27 protein-coding genes, 1 tRNA gene and 1 pseudogene are annotated in these 24,859 nt (G+C 62.8%); 15 read left to right on the plus strand and 14 right to left on the minus strand.

The features are described from left to right. Positions 1-49 precede the first annotated feature (49 nt). Complete coding sequence (locus tag RIC54_RS22805) at positions 50-178, minus strand: hypothetical protein (protein ID WP_350091646.1); 129 nt, start codon at positions 176-178, stop codon at positions 50-52. Between the two features lie 363 nt (positions 179-541). Between RIC54_RS22805 and RIC54_RS22810 the strand changes: the two genes are divergently transcribed. Beyond that, positions 542-1,150, plus strand: a complete 609-nt coding sequence (locus RIC54_RS22810; protein ID WP_350091649.1) for a recombinase family protein — start codon at positions 542-544, stop codon at positions 1,148-1,150. Positions 1,151-1,332: 182 nt separating this feature from the next. Here RIC54_RS22810 and RIC54_RS22815 read toward each other — a convergent pair whose 3' ends face one another. The 6 genes and pseudogenes from RIC54_RS22815 to RIC54_RS22840 all read right to left on the minus strand — a co-directional run bounded on the left by RIC54_RS22815 (position 1,333) and on the right by RIC54_RS22840 (position 6,799). Beyond that, positions 1,333-2,307: a DUF4917 family protein gene (locus tag RIC54_RS22815; protein ID WP_350091653.1), complete on the minus strand. Its 975-nt coding sequence runs from the start codon at positions 2,305-2,307 to the stop codon at positions 1,333-1,335. Positions 2,308-2,362: 55 nt separating this feature from the next. Next, positions 2,363-3,916, minus strand: coding sequence for a hypothetical protein (locus RIC54_RS22820; RefSeq protein WP_350151487.1), 1,554 nt, complete (start codon positions 3,914-3,916; stop codon positions 2,363-2,365). 15 nt (positions 3,917-3,931) lie between these two features. Then, positions 3,932-4,000 (minus strand): annotated as a pseudogene (locus RIC54_RS22825) (SEC-C metal-binding domain-containing protein); the annotation flags it as partial. Positions 4,001-4,036: 36 nt separating this feature from the next. Beyond that, complete coding sequence (locus tag RIC54_RS22830; RefSeq protein WP_350091656.1) at positions 4,037-5,104, minus strand: CBASS cGAMP-activated phospholipase; 1,068 nt, start codon at positions 5,102-5,104, stop codon at positions 4,037-4,039. Next, a complete protein-coding gene (locus RIC54_RS22835) occupies positions 5,085-5,564 on the minus strand; it encodes a type II CBASS E2 protein (protein WP_350151453.1) in 480 nt (159 codons plus the stop codon). Before RIC54_RS22835 ends, RIC54_RS22830 begins: the two co-directional genes overlap by 20 nt. Beyond that, positions 5,540-6,799: a nucleotidyltransferase domain-containing protein gene (locus RIC54_RS22840; protein WP_350091662.1), complete on the minus strand. Its 1,260-nt coding sequence runs from the start codon at positions 6,797-6,799 to the stop codon at positions 5,540-5,542. The genes RIC54_RS22835 and RIC54_RS22840 overlap by 25 nt, the downstream gene beginning before the upstream one ends. A 198-nt stretch (positions 6,800-6,997) precedes the next feature. Between RIC54_RS22840 and RIC54_RS22845 the strand changes: the two genes are divergently transcribed. Both RIC54_RS22845 and RIC54_RS22850 read left to right on the plus strand, forming a co-directional pair. After that, positions 6,998-7,321 carry a helix-turn-helix domain-containing protein gene (locus RIC54_RS22845; RefSeq protein WP_350091665.1) on the plus strand — a complete coding sequence of 108 codons (324 nt, stop codon included), beginning with the start codon at positions 6,998-7,000 and terminating at the stop codon, positions 7,319-7,321. Next, positions 7,318-8,205 carry an ImmA/IrrE family metallo-endopeptidase gene (locus RIC54_RS22850; protein WP_350091668.1) on the plus strand — a complete coding sequence of 296 codons (888 nt, stop codon included), beginning with the start codon at positions 7,318-7,320 and terminating at the stop codon, positions 8,203-8,205. The genes RIC54_RS22845 and RIC54_RS22850 overlap by 4 nt, the downstream gene beginning before the upstream one ends. Positions 8,206-8,359: 154 nt before the next feature. Here the strand turns inward: RIC54_RS22850 and RIC54_RS22855 are convergent. Next, positions 8,360-8,434, minus strand: a tRNA-Gly gene (locus tag RIC54_RS22855). A gap of 152 nt (positions 8,435-8,586) precedes the next feature. Here RIC54_RS22855 and RIC54_RS22860 point away from each other — a divergent pair. The 5 genes from RIC54_RS22860 (at position 8,587) to RIC54_RS22880 (ending at position 11,522) form a co-directional block, all read left to right on the plus strand. Further along, a complete protein-coding gene (locus RIC54_RS22860; RefSeq protein ID WP_350091671.1) occupies positions 8,587-9,210 on the plus strand; it encodes a prolyl-tRNA synthetase associated domain-containing protein in 624 nt (207 codons plus the stop codon). 92 nt (positions 9,211-9,302) lie between these two features. Then, entirely contained in the window at positions 9,303-10,235 is a 933-nt protein-coding gene (gene trxA, locus RIC54_RS22865) for a thioredoxin (protein WP_350091674.1), read from the plus strand. A 12-nt stretch (positions 10,236-10,247) separates the two neighbouring features. Then, positions 10,248-10,913: an LON peptidase substrate-binding domain-containing protein gene (locus RIC54_RS22870; RefSeq protein ID WP_350091677.1), complete on the plus strand. Its 666-nt coding sequence runs from the start codon at positions 10,248-10,250 to the stop codon at positions 10,911-10,913. Next, entirely contained in the window at positions 10,900-11,142 is a 243-nt protein-coding gene (locus RIC54_RS22875) for a Trm112 family protein (protein WP_350091680.1), read from the plus strand. The genes RIC54_RS22870 and RIC54_RS22875 overlap by 14 nt, the downstream gene beginning before the upstream one ends. Then, the gene (locus tag RIC54_RS22880) at positions 11,139-11,522 is read left to right on the plus strand and encodes a gamma-butyrobetaine hydroxylase family protein (RefSeq protein ID WP_350091683.1); all 384 of its coding nucleotides are present in this window, start codon (positions 11,139-11,141) and stop codon (positions 11,520-11,522) included. Before RIC54_RS22875 ends, RIC54_RS22880 begins: the two co-directional genes overlap by 4 nt. 6 nt (positions 11,523-11,528) lie before the next feature. Here RIC54_RS22880 and RIC54_RS22885 read toward each other — a convergent pair whose 3' ends face one another. Both RIC54_RS22885 and RIC54_RS22890 read right to left on the minus strand, forming a co-directional pair. Next, complete coding sequence (locus RIC54_RS22885) at positions 11,529-11,915, minus strand: fluoride efflux transporter FluC (protein WP_350091686.1); 387 nt, start codon at positions 11,913-11,915, stop codon at positions 11,529-11,531. A gap of 26 nt (positions 11,916-11,941) precedes the next feature. Beyond that, a complete protein-coding gene (locus RIC54_RS22890; protein WP_350091689.1) occupies positions 11,942-13,150 on the minus strand; it encodes a UbiH/UbiF/VisC/COQ6 family ubiquinone biosynthesis hydroxylase in 1,209 nt (402 codons plus the stop codon). 347 nt (positions 13,151-13,497) lie between these two features. On the opposite strand from RIC54_RS22890, the gene RIC54_RS22895 reads away from it, so the two are divergent. From RIC54_RS22895 to RIC54_RS22915, 5 genes are all read left to right on the plus strand, one after another. Then, the gene (locus RIC54_RS22895; RefSeq protein WP_007677283.1) at positions 13,498-13,836 is read left to right on the plus strand and encodes a P-II family nitrogen regulator; all 339 of its coding nucleotides are present in this window, start codon (positions 13,498-13,500) and stop codon (positions 13,834-13,836) included. Positions 13,837-13,858: 22 nt separating this feature from the next. Then, positions 13,859-15,196, plus strand: coding sequence for an ammonium transporter AmtB (locus tag RIC54_RS22900; protein WP_350091692.1), 1,338 nt, complete (start codon positions 13,859-13,861; stop codon positions 15,194-15,196). 259 nt (positions 15,197-15,455) lie between these two features. After that, positions 15,456-17,888 (plus strand): FtsK/SpoIIIE family DNA translocase, encoded by a 2,433-nt coding sequence (locus tag RIC54_RS22905; RefSeq protein WP_350091695.1) that lies wholly within the window; start codon positions 15,456-15,458, stop codon positions 17,886-17,888. A gap of 101 nt (positions 17,889-17,989) precedes the next feature. After that, positions 17,990-18,625 (plus strand): LolA family protein, encoded by a 636-nt coding sequence (locus RIC54_RS22910; protein ID WP_350091698.1) that lies wholly within the window; start codon positions 17,990-17,992, stop codon positions 18,623-18,625. Between the two features lie 75 nt (positions 18,626-18,700). Further along, positions 18,701-19,489: a gamma-glutamyl-gamma-aminobutyrate hydrolase family protein gene (locus RIC54_RS22915; protein WP_350091701.1), complete on the plus strand. Its 789-nt coding sequence runs from the start codon at positions 18,701-18,703 to the stop codon at positions 19,487-19,489. A 12-nt stretch (positions 19,490-19,501) separates the two neighbouring features. Here RIC54_RS22915 and RIC54_RS22920 read toward each other — a convergent pair whose 3' ends face one another. From RIC54_RS22920 to RIC54_RS22930, 3 genes are read right to left on the minus strand one after another with little or no spacing between them, the layout of a single operon-like run. After that, positions 19,502-20,821, minus strand: a complete 1,320-nt coding sequence (locus RIC54_RS22920; RefSeq protein WP_350151456.1) for a TRAP transporter large permease — start codon at positions 20,819-20,821, stop codon at positions 19,502-19,504. Next, entirely contained in the window at positions 20,818-21,357 is a 540-nt protein-coding gene (locus RIC54_RS22925; RefSeq protein WP_350091707.1) for a TRAP transporter small permease, read from the minus strand. The genes RIC54_RS22920 and RIC54_RS22925 overlap by 4 nt, the downstream gene beginning before the upstream one ends. Positions 21,358-21,388: 31 nt before the next feature. Then, complete coding sequence (locus RIC54_RS22930; protein ID WP_350091710.1) at positions 21,389-22,417, minus strand: TRAP transporter substrate-binding protein; 1,029 nt, start codon at positions 22,415-22,417, stop codon at positions 21,389-21,391. A gap of 433 nt (positions 22,418-22,850) precedes the next feature. On the opposite strand from RIC54_RS22930, the gene RIC54_RS22935 reads away from it, so the two are divergent. Beyond that, complete coding sequence (locus tag RIC54_RS22935) at positions 22,851-23,537, plus strand: fumarylacetoacetate hydrolase family protein (RefSeq protein ID WP_350091713.1); 687 nt, start codon at positions 22,851-22,853, stop codon at positions 23,535-23,537. Between the two features lies 1 nt (position 23,538). Then, on the plus strand, positions 23,539-24,333 hold the full coding sequence (locus RIC54_RS22940; RefSeq protein WP_350151458.1) for an exodeoxyribonuclease III: 795 nt from the start codon (positions 23,539-23,541) through the stop codon (positions 24,331-24,333). A gap of 9 nt (positions 24,334-24,342) precedes the next feature. Here the strand turns inward: RIC54_RS22940 and RIC54_RS22945 are convergent, their stop codons facing one another. Then, positions 24,343-24,834, minus strand: coding sequence for a class I SAM-dependent methyltransferase (locus RIC54_RS22945; RefSeq protein ID WP_350091719.1), 492 nt, complete (start codon positions 24,832-24,834; stop codon positions 24,343-24,345). Between the last annotated feature and the right edge of the window lie 25 nt (positions 24,835-24,859).

A 24,859-nucleotide genomic window follows, 5' to 3' on the forward strand; every position in this document is an offset into this window, starting at 1 on the left:
CGATGTGATCGACCTGATCAGCACCTACGAGAAGATTCGTTCGAATGGTCTAAAGGGCATTAGGTTCGAGTTTGGGTTCAGGTCCTGGCTCAGAGACGAGCGTGGTGGCGAAGACGTTGACTTCGCTGATCATGATGACGAATCCGGTCTTACCAGCAAGACGTTTTTCTCCACTCATCGCGATACCTCCAATGCGGATCAGTATCTTTCTGTGTCAGAATGGTCATTGAACTATGTACCATATAGAAAACTGGTCCATTTTGCGTCCATCAGACGTCATCCACCTGACCGAAGCGGATGTATTTACCGTGCTCAAGGCTTCCGCCGGTCGGATCATTTCCATTTTTACTCTCAAGCTCGTGCCCCTCCGATACAAAGAGACCCTCCCGAAGAGGGGGATCACCTAGCCTCAGTTCGGCATGCAGAAAACCCGTGTGATCTACCGCTTCAGCACACCAAGATTTCTGCGGGTCTGTCGGGGTAAGTTTGGCTGTGCCGAAAATATTTGATTTCTGCACGTTTGTATGATAATGATTCCTGCATGATCCGAGAAAAGCGTGTCGCCCTGTATCTGCGTGTGTCGACCGACCACCAGACCATCGAGAACCAGCGGAGGGACCTGGAAGAGGTTGCCAACCGTCTTGGGTGGAACGTCGTCCTGGTGCTGGCCGACGAAGGCGTGTCGGGTGCGAAGGGACGGGATCGACGTCCAGGGTTCGACAAGCTGCACAAGGCCGTCACGCGTCGTGAGATCGACCTGATCGCCGCATGGTCCGTCGACCGTCTTGGACGCAGTTTGCAGGACCTCGTCGGATTCCTCGGCGAGATCAATGCACGCGGCGTCGATCTCTATCTTCACAAACAAGGCCTGGACACCAGCACCCCAGCTGGACGGGCGATGTTCGGCATGCTCGGAGTGTTCGCCGAGTTCGAGCGGTCGATGATCAGCGAAAGGGTGAAGTCCGGACTAGAGAGAGCGAGAGCCTCTGGCAAGAAATTGGGGCGACCGTCGATACCGGAGGCTAAGGTCGACCGGATCAAGCAAGCCTTATTTGAAGGCCATGGCATCCATCGCATTTGCCGGGAGATTGGAGTTGGAAGCGGGACCGTTCAGAAGATCAAGAATACGGTCGTTAATGACCAACGGTAGGGTTGGGCATGGAGTTCGCATAGCGATTCTCGATAACGTTCTAATGGGCGAGATCGAGAGGTAGGGTTCTGAGATACAGTTCTGAGAGCCAGGAAGCAGATGTTCGGTGGCCTCAGACCCAGATGCAATGAGACACCCCGGAAACATTAATTTTAAAGCAGCCGAAGACCCAAAGAGATTGCCTATCCCCAAACAGCGACCGACGCGGCATCTACATAGCGGATGTCTATGTGTTCTCTTCGGCGAGCAAAGTGAGCAATACGGTCTTCAATCTCCTCCAAATTTTCGTGAGGATTGTGGACGCAAACGACCAGGTTAGAGATGCCGCTAGAGAAAATTGCTCGGTAGACGTGAGTGTCGTTCTGGTGTGCTGAGTGACCAAACACGAACATACTTCCTTGCAACTCCCTAAGCTTATTGTGTGCGTGATGTAGGTACGGAACGGAATTGATTTTAGATAATTTCTGACCAGTGGTCCCTTCAGACACGAACAATGGTAGTCTTCTTTGTCTGCGGATGGTGCGTGCGATATCCGAAATAATAGTATCCCCCGTCACGACTCGCTTTTGTGTCTCTTTCTGTGCGTCGACAAAAATATGTAGGGCACCGTGGAGATAGTATATACTACAATGTGCTTCAGGTGAAAATGTACGGAATCCATTAACTTCTTGGCCCAATCCAAATCCATCACTGAACCGAAGTTCTTGTGAATTTAGTATCGTCCAATATAGTAAAAGATCATAATTTAGTGTGTAAATTTCTTCAAAATTGTTCAAAAAATCAGCACAAGCAGCTAACTGATTCTGGGGTATATCGAATTGAATTTCAGGATGAACGGTATGAATAGCTCGAATTAGAGCTTCACGAACTCGACCCGCATCTTCGAGAAAGAGATCAGCTTGATCATCATTTCCATATGCAGTTTCGACGTCTGCTGCTTGCTCAAGGGCAAACATAACTTCTTCAAAATCAGTAGTCTCAAATTCATCAAATACATTCCTTATCGGTGTTCCATTTTCAAGGCCGGATCGATCCAATAGGTTTCTATAGGTAAAATTATTGCCCGATTGGGCTATCGAGAAACCGTTTCCTAGCAAAATGCACCTGTCGCCCCCGTCCGTGAGCTCAAGTGCTTCTTCGAAATCTATGACGGGCATTTTCTCCCCCGCTGTCACTCAGCAATATCTACGGACCATTCTTGCCGCATCAGAGCTATTTGGACGCCGGTGCTTGAGGTGCCCGAGCAATAGCAGCTACCCAACCTTCGCATAACTCAAGGACGATATCATCTCGACCCAAGCTCTTTAGGTGTTTGATATCCGGTCGCCCCTCCGCCAACTCTAGGAGCCGTTCGAGGGGGCTATCTACATAGCTCTTCACCATCGACTCGTACAGTTCGTGGATATCCTTAGCCTCGGACCGCGTTACCTCTTTGGCTCCAAAATATGCGTCCCCGTACTTTCGATAGTCCTCCAATTCCGATTCCGTGATCGACTTCGTCAGGATGACGCCATCTGAGCCATCTTTTGGTAGCACCGCCACATAGAGTTCCTTGTCTTCCTCGCCCACTGCGACCGATGTGACCTCCCCGACGAGGCCATTCTCACCGGCGTCTTCGAAGAAGTAGGTGTCTCCAATGCGAAGGCGTCTGCTCTTGTCAAAGACCTCGGATGCTGGACGACCATCAAACGTTTCAGGAATCTGGGGATAGGACTGGATCGCTCGGAGCACATTGTAGGCGTCAATGTGCTTTTGCTTCTGTCGGTACCACTCGGATATGCGTTGTTTTTCCGGTTTGGCGAAATCAGGGATTCCCATTCCATAGGCCAGAACGGCAGCACCAGGGTCAGGTGAAGCCAGCATCAGATGGAAGGGCATATTCGTAGTGAATATGTAGGCGGCTTGGCCATCACCTCTGCCCCGCTCACTGTCCGTCAATCGCCTTATAGCTTTGTCAGCCCACATAGGTTCGCCGCCGCCAGACTCAGGTTCGGTATTCAGGTCAACGAAGATCATACGTTCATCTGGAGCTGGCTTCCCGAATGCCCCACGGATGTGTTTGGTCATCTGCGAGGTTGGGTCCTTCGACGTTGTGCCGTCCTGCTTTGTTTTGCCAAGGCGGCCAGCCACGCTTCGCATTTTCGCTTCGACCCAATATCGCTTCCCGGTCGTCTGGGATCGGGCCGCGAACTCACAGTGCTTCATGTCCTCGTCGGCTTCATCCTCAAGCTCCAACAAGAACCCTGCCCGAATCAGGCAGTTGGCCACGATCAGTTCGTAGTAGGCCCCCTGGAACTGTTTGACGTCCTTCAGTCGGGCGACAAGTCTGGCCTGAAGTTCCACATTGTGGCTAAGCAGATAGAGGCTGTAAGCGAGGCCCAGATAGCACCGGACTGCACCGGTAATCGGCCCGGAATGCAACCCATTGCTGCCCTTCGGATTACCGGCTTTATGATGCAAGAAGGCATCGTACCATTGCAGGATCGGGTGTCGGTCGGCCAGAGATTTTCCAAGCTCGGCCTGACCCCACTCTCCGCCGAGGGTCTTCTTGATGTAGTCCTCCAGAAAGTCGGCGAACGTTCTCCAGGTCTTGGACCAGTGGATCGTGTTTCCCACGGCAACCAGTTGGTGTTCATTCGCTTCGAAGGCGACGACAGGCCTGCCGAGCCCTTGCTGAGCTTGTCGCACCACCTCATCGGACTCGTGGCGGCGGAGAGCATCCAACAGGGGAGGAGGTATCGGTCGGGACGAAAGACGCTCAGCCATCGACCGCAGGGGGTAACCATGGCACTTCTTGTACTTCTTGCCACTGCCGCATGGACACGGGGCGTTTCTACCGATTTTCCCCATTAGTCATCGAGCCTACTGATGCTACGCGGATATGATTCACTCCGTCGCTTGAACGAGAGCTGTCGTCGATTGTCCTGCTGTCCGTAGCTCAAACAGGTCATTGATCCTATCACCGGCAGCGTCAACGAGTGCCCGAGCGACATCTGGTAGTTCCGAGCAGGCTCGCCGAACATCATCCATCGCAATCGGGTTCTCGGTCTCCGGGGCGTCCAAACGCAGCAAGTGATCTCTTCCTACCAGGAGTCCCGCTTGACCAAGTGCATTGTGGGATTGGGACTTCATAGCGGACCTATAGAAAGCCCTGCTCCATGGGACAAAGCCGCCAATACGCTGCCAAAGTCCGAGCTGATTCCGTTCCTGGCCACACCCGAGGCTGAGGATGCGGACCTGACGGCGATCAATGTCAAAACAGGTGAGTGCGTCGACCAGGCCGACCATCACGGGGTTGTTCGCCCAGATGCCGCCGTCGGCGAAGATATATCCGTCTCGCTCAACTGCAGCGAAGAAGGTGGGAGCTGCTGCGGTAGATAACCCAACGTCGACAAGGCTCTCGTGCTGATCACGTGCATAGTCGGGGTGATGGGGCGTTTTGAACACATAAGGCTCGCTATATCGGCCCTCAAACGAAGGAATACAGGTCGCAACCCTCGACGATCCAAACCGTTCTAGCCCGAATTCTCGTCGTAGTTCATTCTCCAAGACCTTGCGATCATAGGCGTAGAATCCCCATTGCCATATCGCACGAAGAGTACGTCTGAAGCGGCTGCCGTTCGGAAAGATCGACGAGCCCCGCTCCAGATATAGCCGCGATATTTCGCGAGCGGTCTTGCCCTGCCCTAGACCGAGCACGATGATCCCGCCCGTCGAGGTGCCTGTCATCATGTCGAAGTGGTTTCCAATCGGTTCGCCGTTCAAGAACCGGTCCTCGATTTCCGCCAGCACTAAGCAAGGAAGCAAACCCTTAATGCCGCCTCCATCGATAGAGAGAATCCGGAAGGGCTTACCGTCTGGCCATGGCTGTGGGGGACTAAGCGACCGACGAGTCCCATCGGACCGTCGGGGGACCGTATGGTCGTAGCGGATGTCACGCGGCATCGTTGGCATCCTTGTGAGCGTCGTGGCGACCGCCGCCAACCCAACGGCCTGTAGCCTCCCAGATTTCGTACGCTGCCAGCCATCGGACAGCCCATGGGATCGTGGTATTGGCGATCAACATTGAACGATCCCATTCGCCTGCTTTGGGATCGAACAGGCAGAGTGGCGAGAGTTTGTAGTTCGGACCTTCGAAGTAGATGTGAGGTAGCGGTGCTTCCTCAGCTGCATCGAAGTTCATGATCAAGCTCGGCGACAGGACGCGGACCACTGGCATCAGTCGGCACATTGAAGCCGACCCTGCCATTGGATTGCCGAACTCGACAGACACCCTGAATGTCCGTTCGTAACCGCGGAGGTTACCGAACCAGACGACCGTCTGCGGCTCCAAGCCGAGCGTCGGCTCGAAGCCCGGCCATCGCCGCTTCATGGCGTCGATTTGAGCGGCTAGCGATTTCGGCTTCCGGGCCATGATCTGCCATAGAAAGTGTTGGGTTTGGCCGCAGGCCGTTCCGAGACCAGCGACGGAGATGCGAGCACCCCACCAGCGGCTCCGACACTGTGCTTGCCGCTCCGGATGAGGAAGCCTTGCTCGTCAGCGAATTCATCGCGAACCTGACGCCCCACGGTCTCTCCGAACATCGCCTCCAAGACCTGAGTGCGTTCCTTGAAAGATCGCTGTTCGTCGAAGAGCACGTCGAGCTGGTTAAGAAACAGCTTCATATCGCTGATCATCACGTCCTGGTCGCCGAAGTTCTCGGGCCATCGATCCGTAAAACAGTCTCCCTGGCAACGCGGATTCTCAACGTGGATCAGCTTACCGGCACGCTTGGCGGCAGTAAGTCGATCTAAGATATGCGAGGCGATAACTCGAAGATTCTCGCCGATGGTTCGCCCTGATGCTGCGACCTCCAGTGACAGACATGACAGCATTACAGAGGCGGGCATCCGGCGGTTTCGCGGCAGCCAGCGGATATTCCGGTTTCGCTTGATCAGTTGGAGGGCGACGGTGACGGCCGATTTGCCGCCGACCACAGACGAGTGGTCCGGGACAGGCAGGGAGTCGGCATCTTTCATCATGACGGCGAGTTGGGCGTCGGACGCCCTGACCCGTTTTCCAAACTCCTCGGCGAAAGCCTGATCAACAGGGCAGCGGTCGTTGTAGTACTCCGCGAAGGCAAAACTGTTGGTAAGGATGGTCGTGTCCTTCCATCGCGGCTCGTCGGGCTTTGAATGGAAGATATGGCTCTTGCGAGGATCATAAGGATCAAGCAGCTCGGCGGGCGACAAGTCGATGTGCATCCCATCCGCGTAGCTGATGGTAATGCAGCGGGTCTGACGTTCAATGCAATCATGATACCGAGAGCCAGGTTCGCCACGGACAGCGTGATAGAGAAGATCGAGTGCCCGTGCAGGGGTGAGTCCCTCAACGAGCAGCTCAACGATGATGTCGATGTCGAAGCCTTCTGACCGAAACTTTGCTCTGATCGTCGCTCCAATTGCCACAGAGCCCTGCTGGTAAAAAATTCGGATCAAATCCTTCAGCGGACTTCCGTCACGCTGCAGGTGCTTTTCGATCGCAGCCTTACGCTCAACCATCTTGGCGTACTGGCTGGGTGGAAGCTCGACCTTCACCGCTGTCGAGGCGAGGAGACGTTCACCCAAGGTATCCCATGGATTGAACGGGTGGCGGGTGAACGTGTTCATGCGAGTGTCCTTTCGTGATGCTATCAACACCCCATATGTTGTGGGTCCGACAGCATGTTCCTCAGCATATCATGTCGCATGAAAAATTGAACACACGAATCGTATGCCTACTCTGAACATACGGTTGCGACTCCTCGCCGCGTTTGTCAACAACGATCTATACCGCTACTCTGAACGTTGAATTCAGGGAGGATGACCATGCCTACGCCTATGGGGGAGAGGATTCGCAATCGTCGACAGGAGAAGGGATTCTCCCTTCAGCAACTCGCTGACCGTGCTGGCTGCACGAAGGGCTATGTCTGGGAACTGGAGAACAAGAACCCACCTCGGCCGTCTGCAGAGAAGCTCGCTTCGATTGCCGCCGTGCTTGACACGACTGTTGATGTCTTGATTGGTACGCCGATTAATACGCAGGATGATCTGTCACCAGAGGATAAGGTGTTTTTCCGAAAGTTCGTTGGTTTGAAGGCTGAAGACCAACAGACAATGCGAAAAATGCTTGATCTCTGGGATGACGAATGACTCGCGATAAGAGCCCAGAGCGTTGGGCAATCGACCTATCTTTAGTATTAAAGCATGTGTTCGGCGACGACCGTTTCCCAATAAACGTCTCTTTGCTGGCTCAAGAGTATACGAAACAAGCGTTCCCTGCGGAGCGAATTACGAGAGTTTCCGAAAGAGAGTTTGAAGGTTTCGAAGGTGCTCTCATTCCCCGTCCCGGTACTGGTGAATGGGGCATCGGATATTCTTCATCGATTACGTCACCGGGTCGACGAAACTTCACGATAGCCCACGAATTCGGCCACTATCTCTTGCATAGAAAGAAATATCCGGACGGTCTTGAGTGCAAGCCCGAGGAGATGGCTGTCTGGGATAGCGAATACAATCTCGTCGAGGCTGAAGCGAACCGTTTCGCTGCTTCACTGCTGATGCCTCTGGACGACTTTAGGTCGCAGATACCGGCGAGAGAGTGGGTCGATCTTGAAGGTATTGGTGGCGTTGCGGATCGTTATGAAGTGTCTTTGATGGCAGCGACGCTTCGATGGCTGTCGTACACCGAAAAAAGAGCCGTCCTGGTTGTGAGCAGGGATGGATTTATCCTTTGGGCCAGATCAAGTGAACCGGCACTTCGATCAGGTGCCTACATAAGAGTGGCTGACAACGTGATCCCGGTACCAGAGCGTGCGGCTTGCACTTCCAACGTAGGTTCTATTGGCATGGTGCCCAAGGTCGATCACCCGTCAGGCGTGTGGTTTCGCGAGCCCGTCGTTGAGCACGCGTTGATTTCGGAGAGGCATGATCTCAGCCTGTCGCTGCTCCTGCTCGAAAACGCGGGTCCTCGTGCTGAAACCGAGGAAGAGCCCATCGAGGACTTGGTTGACCGGTCAGGAAAGCTGCGTTGGTGATCGGGCCGCTCCCGCCGCCAGCAGACCCGAAACGGCTGCAGAACTGCTTGGCAACCACCAACTGAAACGACACAATTCTGCTTTCCACCGGTAGCCCCGTGGTAGCCACGGGTCCCCCGGTGGGGGACTGATAGATCGAAAAGTGCAGGAAAATTGGAGCGGGCGATGAGATTCGAACTCACGACCCCAACCTTGGCAAGGTTGTGCTCTACCCCTGAGCTACGCCCGCGCTCCAGTGCCGCCGTTAGGCAGCGTCGAGGCGGCGGATAATAGCGGCGAGTCTGCCGAATGCAAGCGGTCTCGTGCGAAAATCGCAAGCCTGCGACACTCGATGCAAGCGAGCGGTTTTTCCGAATGTTTACAACGGCTTCGGATCGGCGGGTGACGAACCTTTCCTTCCGGGCGGGCGTTGGCTACAACCGGCGGCGCCGATCCATGCCGTGTTACCGCAAGGCCAAGCCGATGACCGACGCCGCAACCGACGCTACCGCCGCCGAGCTGCCGACCAGTCCTGAAACCCTGCTGGCGCACATGGACGGTCTCGGCGTGGGCTATGTCCGCCACGATCATCCGCCGCTGTTCACGGTCGACGACTCCAAGGCGTTGCGCGGCGACCTGCCGGGCGGGCATTGCAAGAACCTGTTCCTGCGCGACCGCAAGGGCGCGATGTGGCTGGTGGTGTGCCTGGAGGACCGGCAGATCGACCTGAAGGCGCTCGGCGAGTTGCTGGGCGGGGTGCGGCTGTCGTTCGGCAGCGCCGACCGGCTGATGCGGGTGCTCGGCGTCCTGCCGGGCGCGGTGTCGCCGTTCGCGCTGATCAACGACACCGAGGCGGCGGTCGAGGTGATCCTGGACAAGGCGATGCTGGAGCACCGGCCGCTGAATTATCATCCGCTGGTCAACACCACGACGATCGCCGTGTCGCCGGAGGACCTGGTCCGGTTCCTGGAGGCCGGCGGACACACGCCGCGGGTTCTGGACCTCGATCCAGCGTCCGGCGCTTGATGCCGCATTCTACCTGGACCGCTGCTGGCCGACCGCTTGTCTGCGCGGCCGTGCGCTTTACATTACCCTCACCGATAGCGAGGTAGGAACCAATGGAATCCTTCATCATGCCGAACGGCGCACCCGCCGCGGCCCCTGCCGGGGCCGGCGCGGACGTCATCAAGGACGGCACCACCGCGACCTTCATGGCCGACGTGGTCGACGCGTCGATGACCACCCCGGTGCTGGTGGATTTCTGGGCGCCGTGGTGCGGGCCGTGCAAGCAGCTGACCCCGACGCTGGAGCGGGTGGTGCGCAACGCGCGCGGCGCGGTGAAGCTGGTCAAGATCAACGTGGACGAAAGCCCGGAGATCTCGCAGCAGCTGCGCATCCAGTCGATCCCCACCGTCTACGCCTTCAAGGACGGCCAACCGGTGGACGGCTTCCAGGGCGCGGTGCCGGAGAGCCAGATCCAGCAGCTGATCGACCGGCTGACCGGCGGGGCGGCCTCCGACTCCCCGGTGGCGCAGGCGCTGGAGCAGGCGGACACGCTGCTCGAACAGGGCGACCACCAGTCGGCCGGCGCGATCTACCAGCAGGTGCTGGGGCATGACGCGGAGAACGCGCCGGCGTTCGCCGGTTTCCTGAAATGCCTGATCGCCGACGGCCGTCTCGACGAGGCCAAGGCGGTGCTGGCCCAGGCGACCGACGCCTTCAAGGCCGACAAGGCCGTGCAGGCGGTGGCGACCCAGCTTGAGCTGGCCGAGCAGGGGGCGAAGGCGGCCGGCGAGCTGGCGGCGTTCCAGGCCCGGGTCGAGGCCAACCCGAAGGACCACCAGGCCCGCCTGGACCTGGCGTCGGCGCTGTACGCGACCGGCGACACCGAGGGTGCGCTCGACCAGCTGCTCGACAGCATCCGGATCGACCGGAAATGGCAGGATGAAGCGGCGCGCAAGCAGCTCCTGAAGTATTTCGAGGCGCTGGGACCGACCGATCCGGTGACCGTGGCGGCGCGGCGCAAGCTGGCCTCCGTGCTGTTCTCCTGACGGCAGGCACCGATGGCGGAGAGCGCGTTCAGCACCCGGTTCGAGGAACTGCCGGCGACCTTGCCGGTGTTTCCGCTGGCCGGGGTGCTGCTTCTGCCGAACGGCAAGCTGCCGCTGAACGTGTTCGAGCCGCGCTATCTGAACATGACGCGTGATGCCCTCGGTGCCGGCCGGCTGATCGGGATGATCCAGCCGCGCCACGGCAACGATGGGGCCGAGGCACCGGAACTCTACGAAATCGGCTGCGCCGGTCGGATCACCCAGTTCGCCGAGACCGATGATGGCCGCTATCTGATCTCGTTGACCGGGGTCTGCCGGTTCGCGATCACTGAGGAAGTCGCCTCGATGCGCGGCTATCGGCGGGTGGTGGCGGACTGGACCCGGTTCCGCAACGATATCGACGCGCCGGAGACCATCAAGCTGGACCGTGCGCGACTGGTGGGCCAGCTGCGCCGGTACGCCGAAGCCAAGGGCATCTCCGGCGACTGGGACTCGATCCAGTCGACTCCGGACGAGCGACTGGTAACATCGCTGGCGATGATCTGCCCGTTCAAGCCGAGCGAGAAGCAGGCGATCCTGGAAGCCGGCTCGCTGGCGGCCCGGGCCGAACTGCTGCAGGCGCTGTTCGAGATGGGAACGGCGGGTGGCGATCAGGGAGACGATCATGTCCGGCACTGAAACCGGCGGTGCTGCGGCAGGCGGCCCGTCGGTCGACCCGAAGCTCCTGGAAATCCTGGTGTGTCCGATCACCAAGCGGCAACTGTCCTACGACCGGGAGGCCGGCGAGTTGATCAGCGAGACGGCTCGCCTGGCGTTTCCGATCCGCGACGGCGTGCCGATCATGCTGGTGGATGAAGCCCGTTCGCTCGATGCCGAGCCGGACGCGACCGACAAGGTGATGCCGTGAGCCTGGGCGACGAGCGTTTCGATACACCGTTCTGGCCGTCGGAACTCCGGGTGGCCAAGGATCGGCACGCGCTGACCGTGGTGTTCCAGGACGGTCCGACGGTCACGGTTCCGGCCGAGCTGCTGCGGGTCGAGAGCCCTTCCGCCGAGGTGCAGGGCCATAGTGCCGCCGGCAAGACCCTGGTCGGCGGCAAGGCCAACGTCGCCATCGTCTCGGTTGAGCCGGTGGGAAACTACGCGGTGCGGATCGGTTTCGACGACGGCCACTCGTCGGGCATCTACACGTGGCGCTATCTGCACAAGCTCGGTGTTGAGGGCGAGAAGATCATGGCGGCCTACACCGCCGCACTGGCCGCAAAAGGGCTGAGCCGGAGCGCCTGAGCGCTACTAGATCCGCGAGCCGAGCATCAGGCCGAGCAGCGCCACCGCCACGCATCCCCAGGCCGACAGGGTCATGTAGATCAGCGCCAGGAACGGCTCGCCGTCGGCGAACATGGCCGCGGTCTGCTCGCTGAATGCCGAGAAGGTGGTGAAGCCGCCGAGCACGCCGACCGCCAGGAACAGGGTGGCCCCGGGGGCGCTGGCCAGCAGTCCGCCCGGCAGCGTCAAGCCGGCGATCACCCCGATCGCCGCCGAGCCCGACAGATTGGTCAGCAGGGTGGCGACCGGGATCGTGCCGCCCACCGGGTCATAGGGCAGCGCTGCCGCGAGCAGATAGCGGCCGACCCCGCCAAGCGCGCTGCCCAGCGCCACCAGAATGACGTTGGCGATCATCGGGGGTGCTCCATCCGGGCGCGGCGCTAGGACGGCTCGCCGCGCAGCAGCCTCGGCAGGGTGCCGAGCGTGCCCATGGCGTGCCGGATCGCCACCCGCTTGAACGCCGGGATGCGCTGCACCATCCCGAGGCCGAGGTCGCGGACCGCGCGGACCGGGCCGATGTCATTGGAGAACAGCCGGACCAGCCCGTCGGTCGAAGCGGTCAGGCTGACGCTGTCGAACCGGCGGCGGCGCTGGTAGTCGCGCAGCACCGTCGGCGCGCCTGGATCGAGGCCGACCCGGATGGCGTCGGCCAGCACCTCGGCCAGGGCGGCCACGTCGCGCAGGCCGAGGTTGAAGCCCTGCCCGGCGACCGGGTGGATGGCGTGCACGGCATCGCCGACCAGCGCCACCCGGTCGGCGATGAAACCCTCGGCCGTCACCATCTCCAGCGGGTAGAGCCGGCGCGGCCCAAGCGGATGCAGCCGGCCGAGCGAGGAGCCGAACCGTTCCAGCAGGGCGGCCGAGAACGATGCGTCGTCGAGCTTGGCGATGCGCTCGGCAACCGCCTTGCGCTCGGTCCAGACCAGGGCGGAGCGGTTGCCGGACAGCGGCAGCAGGGCGAGCGGCCCGCCGGGCAGGAACCGTTCGTGTGCCAGTCCGTGGTGCGGCTCATCGTGGCCGATGGTGTCGATGATGCTCGACTGCCGGTACGGCAGCCGGGTGGTCCGCAACCCGGCCAGACGCCTGACGGCCGATTCCCGCCCGTCGGCCGCGATCACCAGCGAGCCTTCGAGCCGACGTCCGTCAGCCAGGATCAGGGCGGCGCCGGCTCCGGTGACCGCCAGGGAGTCGATGGTCCCTGGATCGGCGATCGTCACGTCGGAATGGCCTTCAAGACGGTCGAGCAGGGATGATTTGAGGTCGTCGTTGACCACGATGTGGCCCATCGGCTGGTCGCCGACGACGCGGTGGTCGAAATGCAGATGGATCGGCGATTCGGCGTCGGACACCCGGATATCCAGGATCGGCTCGGCCCGATCGGCCACAGCGGCCCAGGCGCCGAGGGTCTCCAGCAGGCGCCGTGACGACAGGGAGATCGCGGTGGTCCGCACGTCACCCTTCCCGGCGACCGCGGCGCGCGGGTCGGTGCGGTCGACCATGGTCACCGACAGCCCGGCCTCGGCCAGCGCCAGGGCGGCCGACAGCCCCGACAGTCCAGCGCCGGCGACGACGGCGTCCGTGCGTTCCATGCTCGCGGCTCCGCGTGTGGTGTGCGTCGGGTCCGACACTAGCGGACTCGGCCGTCCGGGCAAGCGTGACTCGGCGTCGCGCAGGTCGGATTAAAAAATAGGCATAAACTCGGATATGCCTAAATTTTAGCGCGACTCACGATCGGCACTGCACAGCGATATCGCCCGATACTCATTAATGCATTGATTTAGCTGAAATATTGAGTTCGGCACGGATCTTGATAATCAGCCTTACGTCCCGCGGTGCGCGGGTGATCCGTGCGGCGCGCGGGCAGTCCTGGGGGGAAGATCGGGGCCGCCCGGACGCCGTCCGGATTTTGGGGAACACAGGCGCGAGGGTTGGCGACATGAAACTCGTCATGGCCATTATCAAACCCTTCAAGCTCGATGAGGTCCGCGAATCGCTTACCGCCCTGGGCATCCAGGGGCTGACGGTAAGCGAGGTCAAGGGGTTCGGACGGCAGAAGGGCCAGACGGAAATCTACCGAGGGGCGGAGTACTCGGTGAACTTCCTGCCGAAAGTGAAGGTCGAGGTGGTCGTCAGCGACGATCTCGTCACCTCGGTGGTGGAGGCAATCCAGAAATCCGCCAATACCGGCCGGATCGGCGACGGCAAAATCTTTGTGCTCGACGTGTCGCAGGCGGTGCGGATCCGCACTGGCGAGACCGATGCGGACGCGCTCTGAGACAAGGCGGGGGATAACCACGATGAAGAAATTCACGAGCTTCAGCCTGATGGCGATCGCGGCAAGCGTCGCCACCATCGGCTTCGCTCACACAGCCTCGGCGGCGGTCGAGCAGGAGACGGTGTTCATCCTGAACAGCCTGTCCTTCCTGCTGCACGGCTTCCTGGTCATGTGGATGGCCGCCGGCTTCGCGATGCTTGAGGCCGGCCTGGTCCGCACCAAGAACACCGCGATGCAGTGCACCAAGAACATCGCGATCTACTCGATCGCCGGCCTGCTGTACTGGGTCATCGGTTACAACCTGATGTATTCCGGTGTCGATGGCGGCTACTTCGGGTCGATCAGCCCCTGGTCCGCGGCCGACGCCCAGGTCACCGCCGACGGCTTCGTGTTCAATGCCGACGAGGCGGGCTACTCGGCGTCATCCGACTGGTTCTTCCAGATGGTGTTCGTCGCGACGGCGGCGTCGATCGTCTCGGGCACGCTGGCCGAGCGCATCAAGCTGTGGCCGTTCCTGATCTTCACGATCGTTCTGACCGGCGTGCTGTACCCGATCCAGGGTTCCTGGAGCTGGGGCGGCGGCTGGCTGTCGGAAGCCGGCTTCCTCGACTTCGCCGGCTCGACCATCGTGCACTCGGTTGGCGGCTGGGCGGCCCTGGCGGGGGCGATCATCCTCGGGGCGCGCCGCGGCAAGTTCAACAAGGACGGCTCGGTCAACCCGATGCCGGGCTCCAACCTGGCTCTGGCGACCCTCGGCACCTTCGTGCTGTGGCTCGGCTGGTTCGGCTTCAACGGCGGCTCGCAGCTGGCCATGGGATCGGCGGCCGACATCGTCGCCATCGCCAAGATCTATGTGAACACCAACATCGCGGCGGCGGCTGGCGTCGTGGTGGCGATCGCCCTGACCGCCGTCATGTACAAGAAGGTCGACCTGACGATGGCGCTGAACGGCGCGCTCGGCGGGCTGGTGTCGATCACCGCGGAGCCGCTGGCCCCGTCGGTCGGCATGGCGGTGTTCGTCGGCGCAGTCGGTGGCGTGCTGGTGGTGTTCGCGGTCCCGATCCTCGACAAGCTGAAGATCGACGACGTGGTGGGCGCCATCCCGGTGCACCTGGTGTGCGGCATCTGGGGCACCATTGCCGTGGCCCTGTCGAACTCCGATGCCACGTTCTCGGCTCAGATCATCGGCATCGTCGCGGTCGGCGTGTTCATGCTGGTGACCAGTTCCGTCGTCTGGTTCGTTCTGAAGACCGTTGTGGGACTTCGGCCGAGCGAGGAAGACGAGGATATGGGCCTCGACCGGGCCGAGCTGGGCCTGGAAGCCTACCCGGAATTCGGGCGCGGCTCGCAGACCTTCTGACCCTCAGGACCGGGCGGCCTGTTCCGGGGCCGCCCGGCTCCTGCCTCTCCCGCGACCACTCTGTTGCGACTCAGGCCCGGCGGCGACGCTTCCGGGCCTGTTCTTTTGCGTCCGAACACCCAAAACTCCTGATGCTCAGCCTCAAGGTTGCCCGCTAATACACTGTCGTATAGAGTAGTTCGGGATCTGGAACAAAACCGATACGGCGAACCTTCAGGATCGGAGGGTGCTCCGTGGCGTGACAGGGGACGGCGAAATCATGGCGCGGGCCAGCAGCCGAGGCGAAACACGAACCTTGTTGCCGGACGTGGCGAGCCGGTATCTGCGGCGTCGCGCCGAGGAGATCATCGGGGTCTGCCTGGTCGCCCTGGCCGCGGCGCTGGCGGTGGCGCTGGTCGGCTTCGACATCACCGATCCGTCCATGAATTCCGCCGGCGGCGCCAGCCGCAGCGCGCAGGTTGCCAACCCGCTGGGCATCACCGGCGCGATCACGGCCGATCTGCTGCTGCAGTCTCTCGGACTGGCCAGCGCGCTGCTGGTGCTGATGCCGGCGATCTGGGGATGGCGGCTGTTGCGCCACGAGACGATCGGGCGGCCGGCCCTGCGCGTTGCGCTGCTGCCGATCGCATTGGCGCTGGCGACGCTGGCCGCGGCGGCCGCACCGGTGCCGCCGACCTGGCCATTGCGCGCCGGTCTCGGCGGATTCGTCGGCCAGCTGCTGCTGCAGCCGATGGGCCGTGTGATTCCGCACCTGGAGCCGGTCGGCGGCCTGCTGCCGGTGGCCATACTGGTCGGCCTTACGGCCCTCGGGTTGGCGCTGTGGTGCGTCGGCTACGGTTTGCGTGACGCGGCAGTCGGCGTCTGGGGTCTCAGCCGTGGTGCCGTGGCACTGCTGGGCGCGGGCGCCCGGCTGGGCTGGCGCGGCGCCGGAGCGGGCGCTCGTCTCGGCGCGCGCGCGCTGGCCCGCAGCACGGACGAGCGGCCGGAACCGCGCCTGGGCCGAGAGGATCCGCCGTTCGAGGCGGACGACGTCGAGGTCCCAAGCGATCCCGATTCCGACAGCGGGCCGGCGGTCGCGGTCCGGGCGGCACAGCGGGCCGCCAAGCGGGTCGAGAAGCCGGCACGTTCGCCGCGCAAATCGACCGCCAGCCAGGGCAGCCTGGATCTCGGCCCGACCGGCACCTACGACTATCCGGCACTCGAGCTGTTGAGCGAGCCGCGGACTATCGGCCATGGACCCGACGACGACGCGTTGGAGCAGAACGCCCGAATGCTGGAATCGGTGCTCCAGGACTTCGGGGTCAAGGGCACCATCGGCAAAGTCCGCTATGGCCCGGTGGTCACGCTGTACGAGCTGGAGCCGGCACCCGGCACCAAGTCGTCGCGGGTGATCGGGCTGTCGGACGACATCGCCCGATCGATGAGCGCGGTGTCGGTCCGCGTCGCCGTGGTGCCGGGGCGAAACGTCATCGGCATCGAGCTGCCGAACGCGAAGCGCGAAACCGTCTACCTGCGCGAGATCCTGGAGGCCGACGCCTACGGCAACAGTGGCGGCAAGCTGGCGATCGCGCTCGGCAAGGACATTGCCGGCAGCCCGGTGGCCGTCGATCTGGCGCGCATGCCGCACCTGCTGATCGCCGGCACCACCGGTTCCGGCAAGTCGGTCGCGGTCAACACCATGATCCTGTCGCTCCTGTACCGCCTGCCGCCGGAACGCTGCCGGTTCATCATGATCGACCCGAAGATGCTCGAACTGTCGGTCTATGACGGCATTCCGCACCTGCTGTCGCCGGTGGTGACCGACCCGAAGAAGGCGGTCGTTGCCCTGAAGTGGACGGTGCGCGAGATGGAGAGCCGCTACCGGGCGATGTCCAAGCTCGGGGTGCGCAACATCGAGGGCTACAACGCCCGGCTGGCCGAGGCGGTCAAGAAGGGCGAGATCCTGAAGCGACGGGTCCAGACGGGGTTCGATGCCGACACCGGCAAGCCGGTGTTCGAGGAGGAGCCGCTCGACCTGACGCCGCTGCCGTTCATCGTGGTGGTGATCGACGAGGTCGCCGACCTGATGCTGGTGGCCGGCAAGGACATCGAAGGCGCGGTCCAGCGGCTGGCGCAGATGGCCCGGGCCGCCGGCATCCACGTCATCATGGCGACCCAGCGCCCTTCGGTGGACGTGATCACCGGCACCATCAAGGCGAACTTCCCGACCCGGATCAGCTTCCAGGTCACCTCCAAGATCGACAGCCGCACCATCCTGGGCGAGCAGGGTGCGGAGCAGCTGCTGGGCCAGGGCGACATGCTGTACATGGCCGGCGGCGGGCGCATCACCCGGGTGCACGGCCCGTTCTGCTCGGACGAGGAGGTCGAGGACGTGGTCCGGCACCTCAAGGCACAGGGCGAGCCGGAGTACAACGAGAGCATCACCGAGGACGACGACACGCTCGGCGATCCGCTCGGCTTCGGGGCCGGCGGCAGCGAGGGCGGCGGCTCCGGCGACGACCTGTACGACCAGGCGGTCGCGGTGGTCGCGCGCGAGGGCAAATGCTCGACGTCGTTCATCCAGCGCCACCTGAAGATCGGCTACAACCGCGCCGCCACCATCGTCGAGCGGATGGAGAGCGAGGGCGTGGTCAGCCAGGCCAATCACGTCGGCAAGCGCGAGGTTCTGGTCGGCGATCACTCCGATCTCTGAGAAAGCGGCGGGCCGGCCGGCGCCGGCGCCTTCACAAAGCCACGAACCTGCCCGCACATTGCCGCTTGATCCGGCGCGACTCCAGGGGCACATCAACTGCCATGCGACGCATCCTGACACGCGCCCTGACGGGCGTTCTGGTTGTCGCCGGTCTGTGGACCGGTTCGGCGACGGCCGCCTCCCTGAGTGCCGACGACAAGGCCCATCTGGCCCGTGTCGAGGCATACTTCAACGGCATCACCTCGATGCGCTCCAACTTCCTGCAGGCCAGCTCGACCGGGCTTGTCGCGAAGGGGCGGGTGTGGCTCAGACGGCCCGGCCGGATGCGCTTCGAGTATGATCCACCCTCGCCGATTCTCATTACATCGGACGGAATTCTAATTACTTATCAGGATCTTGAACTGAAACAGACCAATCAGATCCCGCTCTTCTCCTCGCCGCTCAGCGTGCTGGTCGACGAGAACGTGAAGTTCGGCGAGGAGTTGATCGTCGACGAGGTCAAGCGTGAGTCCAACGTGCTTCGGGTCCGGATCCGGCAGCGCCAGGAACCGGACCAGGGCTACGTAACCCTGGTTTTCCAGGATCAGCCGCTGGCGCTCAAACAGTGGACCATCGTCGACGCCCAGCAGGTTTCGGTAAAGGTTGCGCTGCTCGATCCTGAGTTCGATGTCACCATTCCAAACGAGCTGTTCCGGCCCAAGGATCTCGGCAAGCCGGGCGACGAGGTCGGCCGCTGACGCGCTCCCTCCCCGTGTGATAGCCTGCAACGGCCGCGCACGGGTCGCGGTGCCGCGAATGGGCGAGGATTGGGCATGACTGAGGGGTTGTTGCCGCTGATCGGGGTGACCGCGTGCCGGGTGAAGACCGAGGAGCACGCTTATCAGCGGGTCACCGAGAAATACGTGACCGTGGTGGTCGATGAGGTGGGCGGCTGCCCGGTGATGATTCCCGCCCTGGAGGCTGGAATCGACCCCCGGGTCCTGGTGCGCCGACTGGACGGCATCTTGCTGACCGGCAGTCCCTCCAATGTCGATCCGCAGCACTACCAGGGCACTCCATCGCAGAATTCCGCCGAACACGACCCGGCGCGCGATGCCGTGACCCTGTCCCTGATCCGGGCCGCGGTGGCGGCCGGCGTGCCGATCCTGGGACTGTGTCGCGGCATCCAGGAGATGAACGTGGCGTTCGGCGGCAGCCTGGTTCAGCGGATACACGACGACACCGGCAAGCTTGATCACCGGATGCGCCGGGATGTGCCGTTCGATTGGAAGTATCGCAAGGCGCACCCCATAGCCGTGACTCCGGGCGGATTGCTGGAGCGCATCGCCGGGCCGGGCCCGCACATGATCAACTCGCTGCACGGCCAGGGGATCGACCGGCTCGGTACCGGTGTTCGGGTCGAGGCAACGGCCCCCGACGGCGTGGTCGAGGCGATCTCCGTCGCCGACGCGCCGGGCTTCGCGCTCGGCGTGCAGTGGCATCCGGAATGGCCGCGGCCCTGCGAAGGCATCGACCGGTCGGTGTTTCAGGCGTTCGCGGCGGCGGTTCGGAGCCGGGCCGCCGACGGCACCATACCCGTCAGTGCGGCCGCCGCCGAGTAGGGCGTCCTCCGCTCATCCGAGGAACCGTACCAGCCACAGCGTGATCGGCGGGAACGCGATCAGCAGCACCACCCGGACGCCGTCGGAGATCAGGAACGGCAGCACGCCGCGGAAGCTCTCCAGCATCGGTACGTCGCGCGCCATCGAGTTGATGATGAAGACGTTCATGCCGACCGGCGGCGTGATCAGCCCTACCTCGACCACGATCAGCGCCAGGATGCCGAACCAGATGGCGGTGCCCTCCGGCGTCAGGCCGAAATCCAGGGCCATTATGATCGGGAAGAAGATCGGAATGGTCAGCAGGATCATCGACAGGCTGTCCATCACGCAGCCGAGCAGCAGGTAGAGCACCAGCATCGCCGCCAGCACCAGCAGCGGCGACAGGCCGCTGCCGCCGATCAGGTCGGCCAGCGTGTCGGGCATCCGGGTCAGCGCCAGGAAGCTGTTGAAGAACTCGGCCCCGAAAAGAATCAGGAAGATCATCGCCGAAGCCCCGGCGGCGCCGAGCAGGCATTCCTTCAGGCCCTGCCAGCCCATGCCCTCCTTGACCGCGGCCAGCAGACCGGTCGCAACCGCGCCGAACGCGGCCGCCTCGGTCGGGGTAAACGCACCGGTGTAGATGCCGCCGATCACCAGCACGAAGATCAGCAGCGCCGGCCAGATGTCGATCAGCGAATGCAGCTTTTCCGACAGCGGGTGCTCCGGACCGGCCGGGCCCTCTTCCGGGTAGAGGCGCACGTAGACGGCAATGGCCAGCATGTAGCCAAGCGCAGCGAGGATGCCTGGGATGAAGGCGGCCAGGAACATCTTGGCGATGTTCTGTTCGGTCAGGATCGCGTAGATCACAAGTATGACTGACGGCGGAATGAGAATACCCAGAGTCCCGCCCGCAGCAAGGGCTCCAGTGGACAGGGCTCCCGAGTAGTTATACCGCTTCAGCTCGGGTAGTGCCACTTGGCCCATGGTAGCGGCGGTCGCCAGGGACGATCCGCAGATCGCACCGAACAGCCCGCATCCGCCGATCGCCGCCATGGCGATGTCGCCGGGGCGATGCCCGAGCCAGGCATTGGCCGCCCCGAACAGGCCGCGCGACAGGCCGGATTTGGTGGCGAACTGGCCCATCAACAGGAACAGCGGAATGACGGTCAGCGAGTAGCTCGAGAACAGGTAGTAGGCGCTCGACTTGAGCTGGGCGATCAGCGGGATCCAGCCGGCGATATAGGCAAAGCCGCCGGCGCCGGCGACCAGCATGGCGACCCCGATCGGCATCCGGATCGCCATCAGCGCCAGCATGCCGGCGAACACCGCCAACCCGAGCCCTACTCCACTCATGACGCGGCCTCCGGCGGCGGCGCGCCGTGAATGACGCGAACCGCGGATCCATGCAGGCACACGAGGCACAACAGGCCGAACGCCGGGACCATGACCACGAAGCTGATCCAGATCGGTGCGCCCAGCACCATGGTCTCATCGTTGTTCAGATATGCGTCCATCCCGCCGAGAGTCATGCGCCAGGCCACCAGACCGGCGCAGAACGCGAATACCAGCCCGTGAACCGCGTCCAGCCGGGCCCGGGCGCGCGGCGCCATGGCGCCGGTGAAGAAATCGACGATGACGTTGCTGCCGGTGATCTGGCAGTACGGCAGGAACGCGGCGATCGCGGCGCCGGCTCCCAGCTCCACCAGTTCGATGTCGCCGGGAATCGGTGTGGAGAACAGGTAGCGTCCGGTGACGCTGACGACCGTCATCACCGCGCCCGCGCTCAGCAGCAGGCCGCCGAACACGGCGAACGCCACCGACAGGAAGCGCAGCGCCGCCCCGACCGGATCGGTTGGGGCGGCGTAGGGTTCGAGTGTGTCGGACGTCATGGACGCGCGCGTCCCGGCGCCAACCGCCGGGTCATTTGGTGTGCTTGTCGATCAGGGCGTTGGCGTCCTTGAGCAGCGCGGCGCCGTCCTTGCCGGCCTTGTCCATCTCGGCAATCCACTCGGCGGTCACGCTGGCGGTGATCTCGCGCATCTTGGCCACCTGATCCGGCGACATCTCGCGGACCGTCCCGCTTTCCTTGGCCTTGGCGAGGCCCGGAAGCTCGATCTCGTCCCAGACCTTGCCGACCCATCCGGCCATCGCCATGCCGGAATGGTCGTCCAGGATCTTGCGAAGGTCAGCCGGCATGCCGTCGTACTTCGCCTTGTTCATCGCGAGCACGAACACCGAGGTGTACAGGCCGCGTGGCCCGGGGGTTACCGCGTGGTTGTCGACCAGTTCGGAGATCTTCAGCGGGATGGTGATCTCCCAGGGAATCACCGCACCCTCGACGACGCCCTTGGACAACGCCTCCGGCAGCGCCGGCACCGGCATGAACACCGGCGTGGCACCCATCGCCTCGAGAGCCTTGCCGATCGAACGGCTCGGCGCGCGAACCTTCATGCCGGAGAGATCGGCGATCTTCTCCACCGGGTTCTTGGTGTGGATGACGCCACGGGCGTGCACATGGAACAGCAGCGGATGCACGTCGGAGAACTCGTCGCGCATGTGCTTTTCGTAGAATTCCTGCACCGCCAGCGTGGTCCCTGCGGCGGTCGAGACCATGAACGGTAGTTCGAACACGGCGGCAGTCGGGTACCGTCCCGGAGTGTAGCTCGGCAACGCCCAGACGATGTCCACCACGCCGTCGCGGGCCTGGTCGATCAACTGCGGCGGCTTGCCTCCAAGCTGCATCGCCGGGAAGATCTCGATGGCGATCCGGCCGCCCGACGCTGCCTCGATCTCCTTCTTCCAGGGCTCCAGCACCTTGGTCTGGGTGTTGGCCATCGGCGGCAGGAAGTGGTGTACCCGCAAGGTTACATCGGCGGCCTGGGCGGCTGCGAACGGTGAGGCAAGCGCGGCGGCAGTCAGCGCGCCGAGCACGAGACGGCGAGTCTGCATGGTGAATCCTCCCACAATGGTGTTCCGCTCCCCGTTCTTCAGACGGGCTCGCGATTCTCGCTCGGCGGCGGATACCGAGGACTATGAAAACCGTCGCATCGCGTGTCAACGAGCTAGTTTTGATTAGATCAAAACTTATACATAACCATACGAAAACTATAGGACTAACGTTTGGTTATGACCAAGCCCACCACTGTGGTTGCCGAACACTCTACGACCGCTCCTGACGTCCACTCCAGTGTCGGCGCGGGCCGGCCGACGGGCGCGCACGGCATTCGATGCATCATTCGGTGCATTCGGGCACTGGACCGCGAACCGGTTTCGTTTTCAAATGCCGGCCAGATTCGGTGGAACAATCAGTTCCAAGCTGTCAGTCAACGCTCAGAACGCTTGGTCGGACGAGCATAACGATCCAAAAGGGTGAGATTTAATAATGAGCTATGTAATCGATCCAGCGCCGCGAGCTGCCGTCCCGGTTGCGGGAACCGACGCCAGCTTTCCGGTGCGCCGGGTCTACTGCGTGGGCCGCAACTACGCCGCCCATGCCCGTGAAATGGGTCATGACCCGGATCGCGAGCCGCCCTTCTTCTTCATGAAGCCCGCCGATGCACTGGTCACCGGCGGTGCCGACATGCCCTACCCGGTGGCGACTTCGGATCTTCATCACGAAATCGAAATGGTTGTCGCGCTAGGCAAGGGCGGGCGGGACGTCCCGGTGTCGGCGGCGAGCGACCTGATCTGGGGATATGGTGTCGGTCTCGATATGACCCGGCGCGATCTCCAGGGCGAAGCCAAGAAACTCGGTCGGCCTTGGGACATGGGCAAGGGGTTCGACAAGTCGGCCCCGATCGCCCCGCTGCACCCGGTGAGCGCGACCGGCCTGATCGAGGACGGCGAGATCTGGCTCGACGTCAACGGCAAGCGCCGGCAGCAGTCGACGCTCAAGGCGCTGATCTGGTCGGTGTCGGAAACCATCAGCTACCTGTCCGGCCTTGTGGAACTGCACCCGGGCGACCTGATCTTCAGCGGCACGCCGGAAGGCGTGGCCGCCGTGGGCCGCGGCGACGTCCTGCACGGCCATGTCGACGGCTTGAGCGACCTGCACGTCCGGATCACCTGACGTGCGGGTTGTCACCTGGAACATCAACTCGGTGCGCCTGCGGTTGCCCCGGGCGCTGGAACTGATCGCCACGGTGCAGCCGGACGTTTTGTGCCTTCAGGAAACCAAGGCGATGGCCGACCAGTTTCCGGCGGCCGCGTTCGCCGAGGCTGGATACCCGCACCAGGCGGTATCGGGCATGAAGGGCTACAATGGGGTCGCGGTGGTCTCCCGGCTGCCGATCGAGGAGACCGACCGCTGCGACTTCTGCGCCAAGGCCGACGCGCGCCATGTCGCCGTGCGGATCGCCGGGGGCCCGGAGCTGCACAACTTCTATGTTCCGGCCGGCGGCGATGTTCCGGACCCGGTGGCCAACGTGAAGTTTGCGCACAAGCTGGACTTCCTGGCCGAGAGCCGTGCCTGGTTCGCCGCGGCCCGCACCCGAGAACAGCCGATGATCCTGGTCGGGGATCTCAACATCGCGCCGCTTGAGACCGACGTGTGGTCACACAAGCAGTTGCTTGGGGTCGTCAGCCACACGCCGGTCGAGGTCGAGGCGCTCGGCGCCCTTCAGGCGGGTCTCGGCTGGGTCGACGCGGTGCGCCGGCGCATTCCACCGGAGCAGAGCCTGTATACGTGGTGGAGCTACCGCCCGCGCGACTGGGACGAGTCGAACCGCGGCCGGCGCCTCGACCATGTCTGGGTGACCGAGCCGCTGGCCGGGGCGGTGCGTGACGCGTCGGTCCTGCGCGAAGCGCGTGGCTGGGAGAAGGCGTCGGACCATGTCCCGGTGATCGTCGACCTCGATCTGCCCTGATCCGGACGCTCAGGCTCGTTGCAGCATGTGAATGCGCCCGGCGGCGATGCCGTCGGGGAGCGGGAGCGGAACCAGGCCCGGTATTCCCTCGACCGGCTGATCGCTGACCAGGACCGCCCGTTCGGCCAGCAGGCCGGCGATCAGCGGTGCCGCGCGGGCGACCAGTGCGATGCTCTGGTCCTTGTCGCCGGTCCCGATGTCGAGGTGGGCGACAACCGCGGCGCGACCGAGCTCGGCAACCGCGCGCGGCAGTGTCTCGAACAGATCGCCGAGATACAGATCCTCGTCCGGGGGGATGCAGTCCGGGTGGGCGGCGACCTGGCGATCGAACACCACGATCCGCCGGCCCGGCAGAATCGTGCGCAGGTGATCGTAGGTGCGGCCGTTGCCCAAGCCGAACTCCAGCACCATGCCGCGCTGGTCGGCGGTCCGCTGCGCGGCATCTTCCAGCGCGGCCTTCTGGGCCTGCAGCCGGCGGATCGCGCTGTCCAGTCGACTCATGAGCTTACCTTTGGTTTCGAGACAG

This window comes from Thalassobaculum sp. (assembly GCF_040219215.1).
Taxonomy (GTDB): domain Bacteria; phylum Pseudomonadota; class Alphaproteobacteria; order Thalassobaculales; family Thalassobaculaceae; genus Thalassobaculum_A.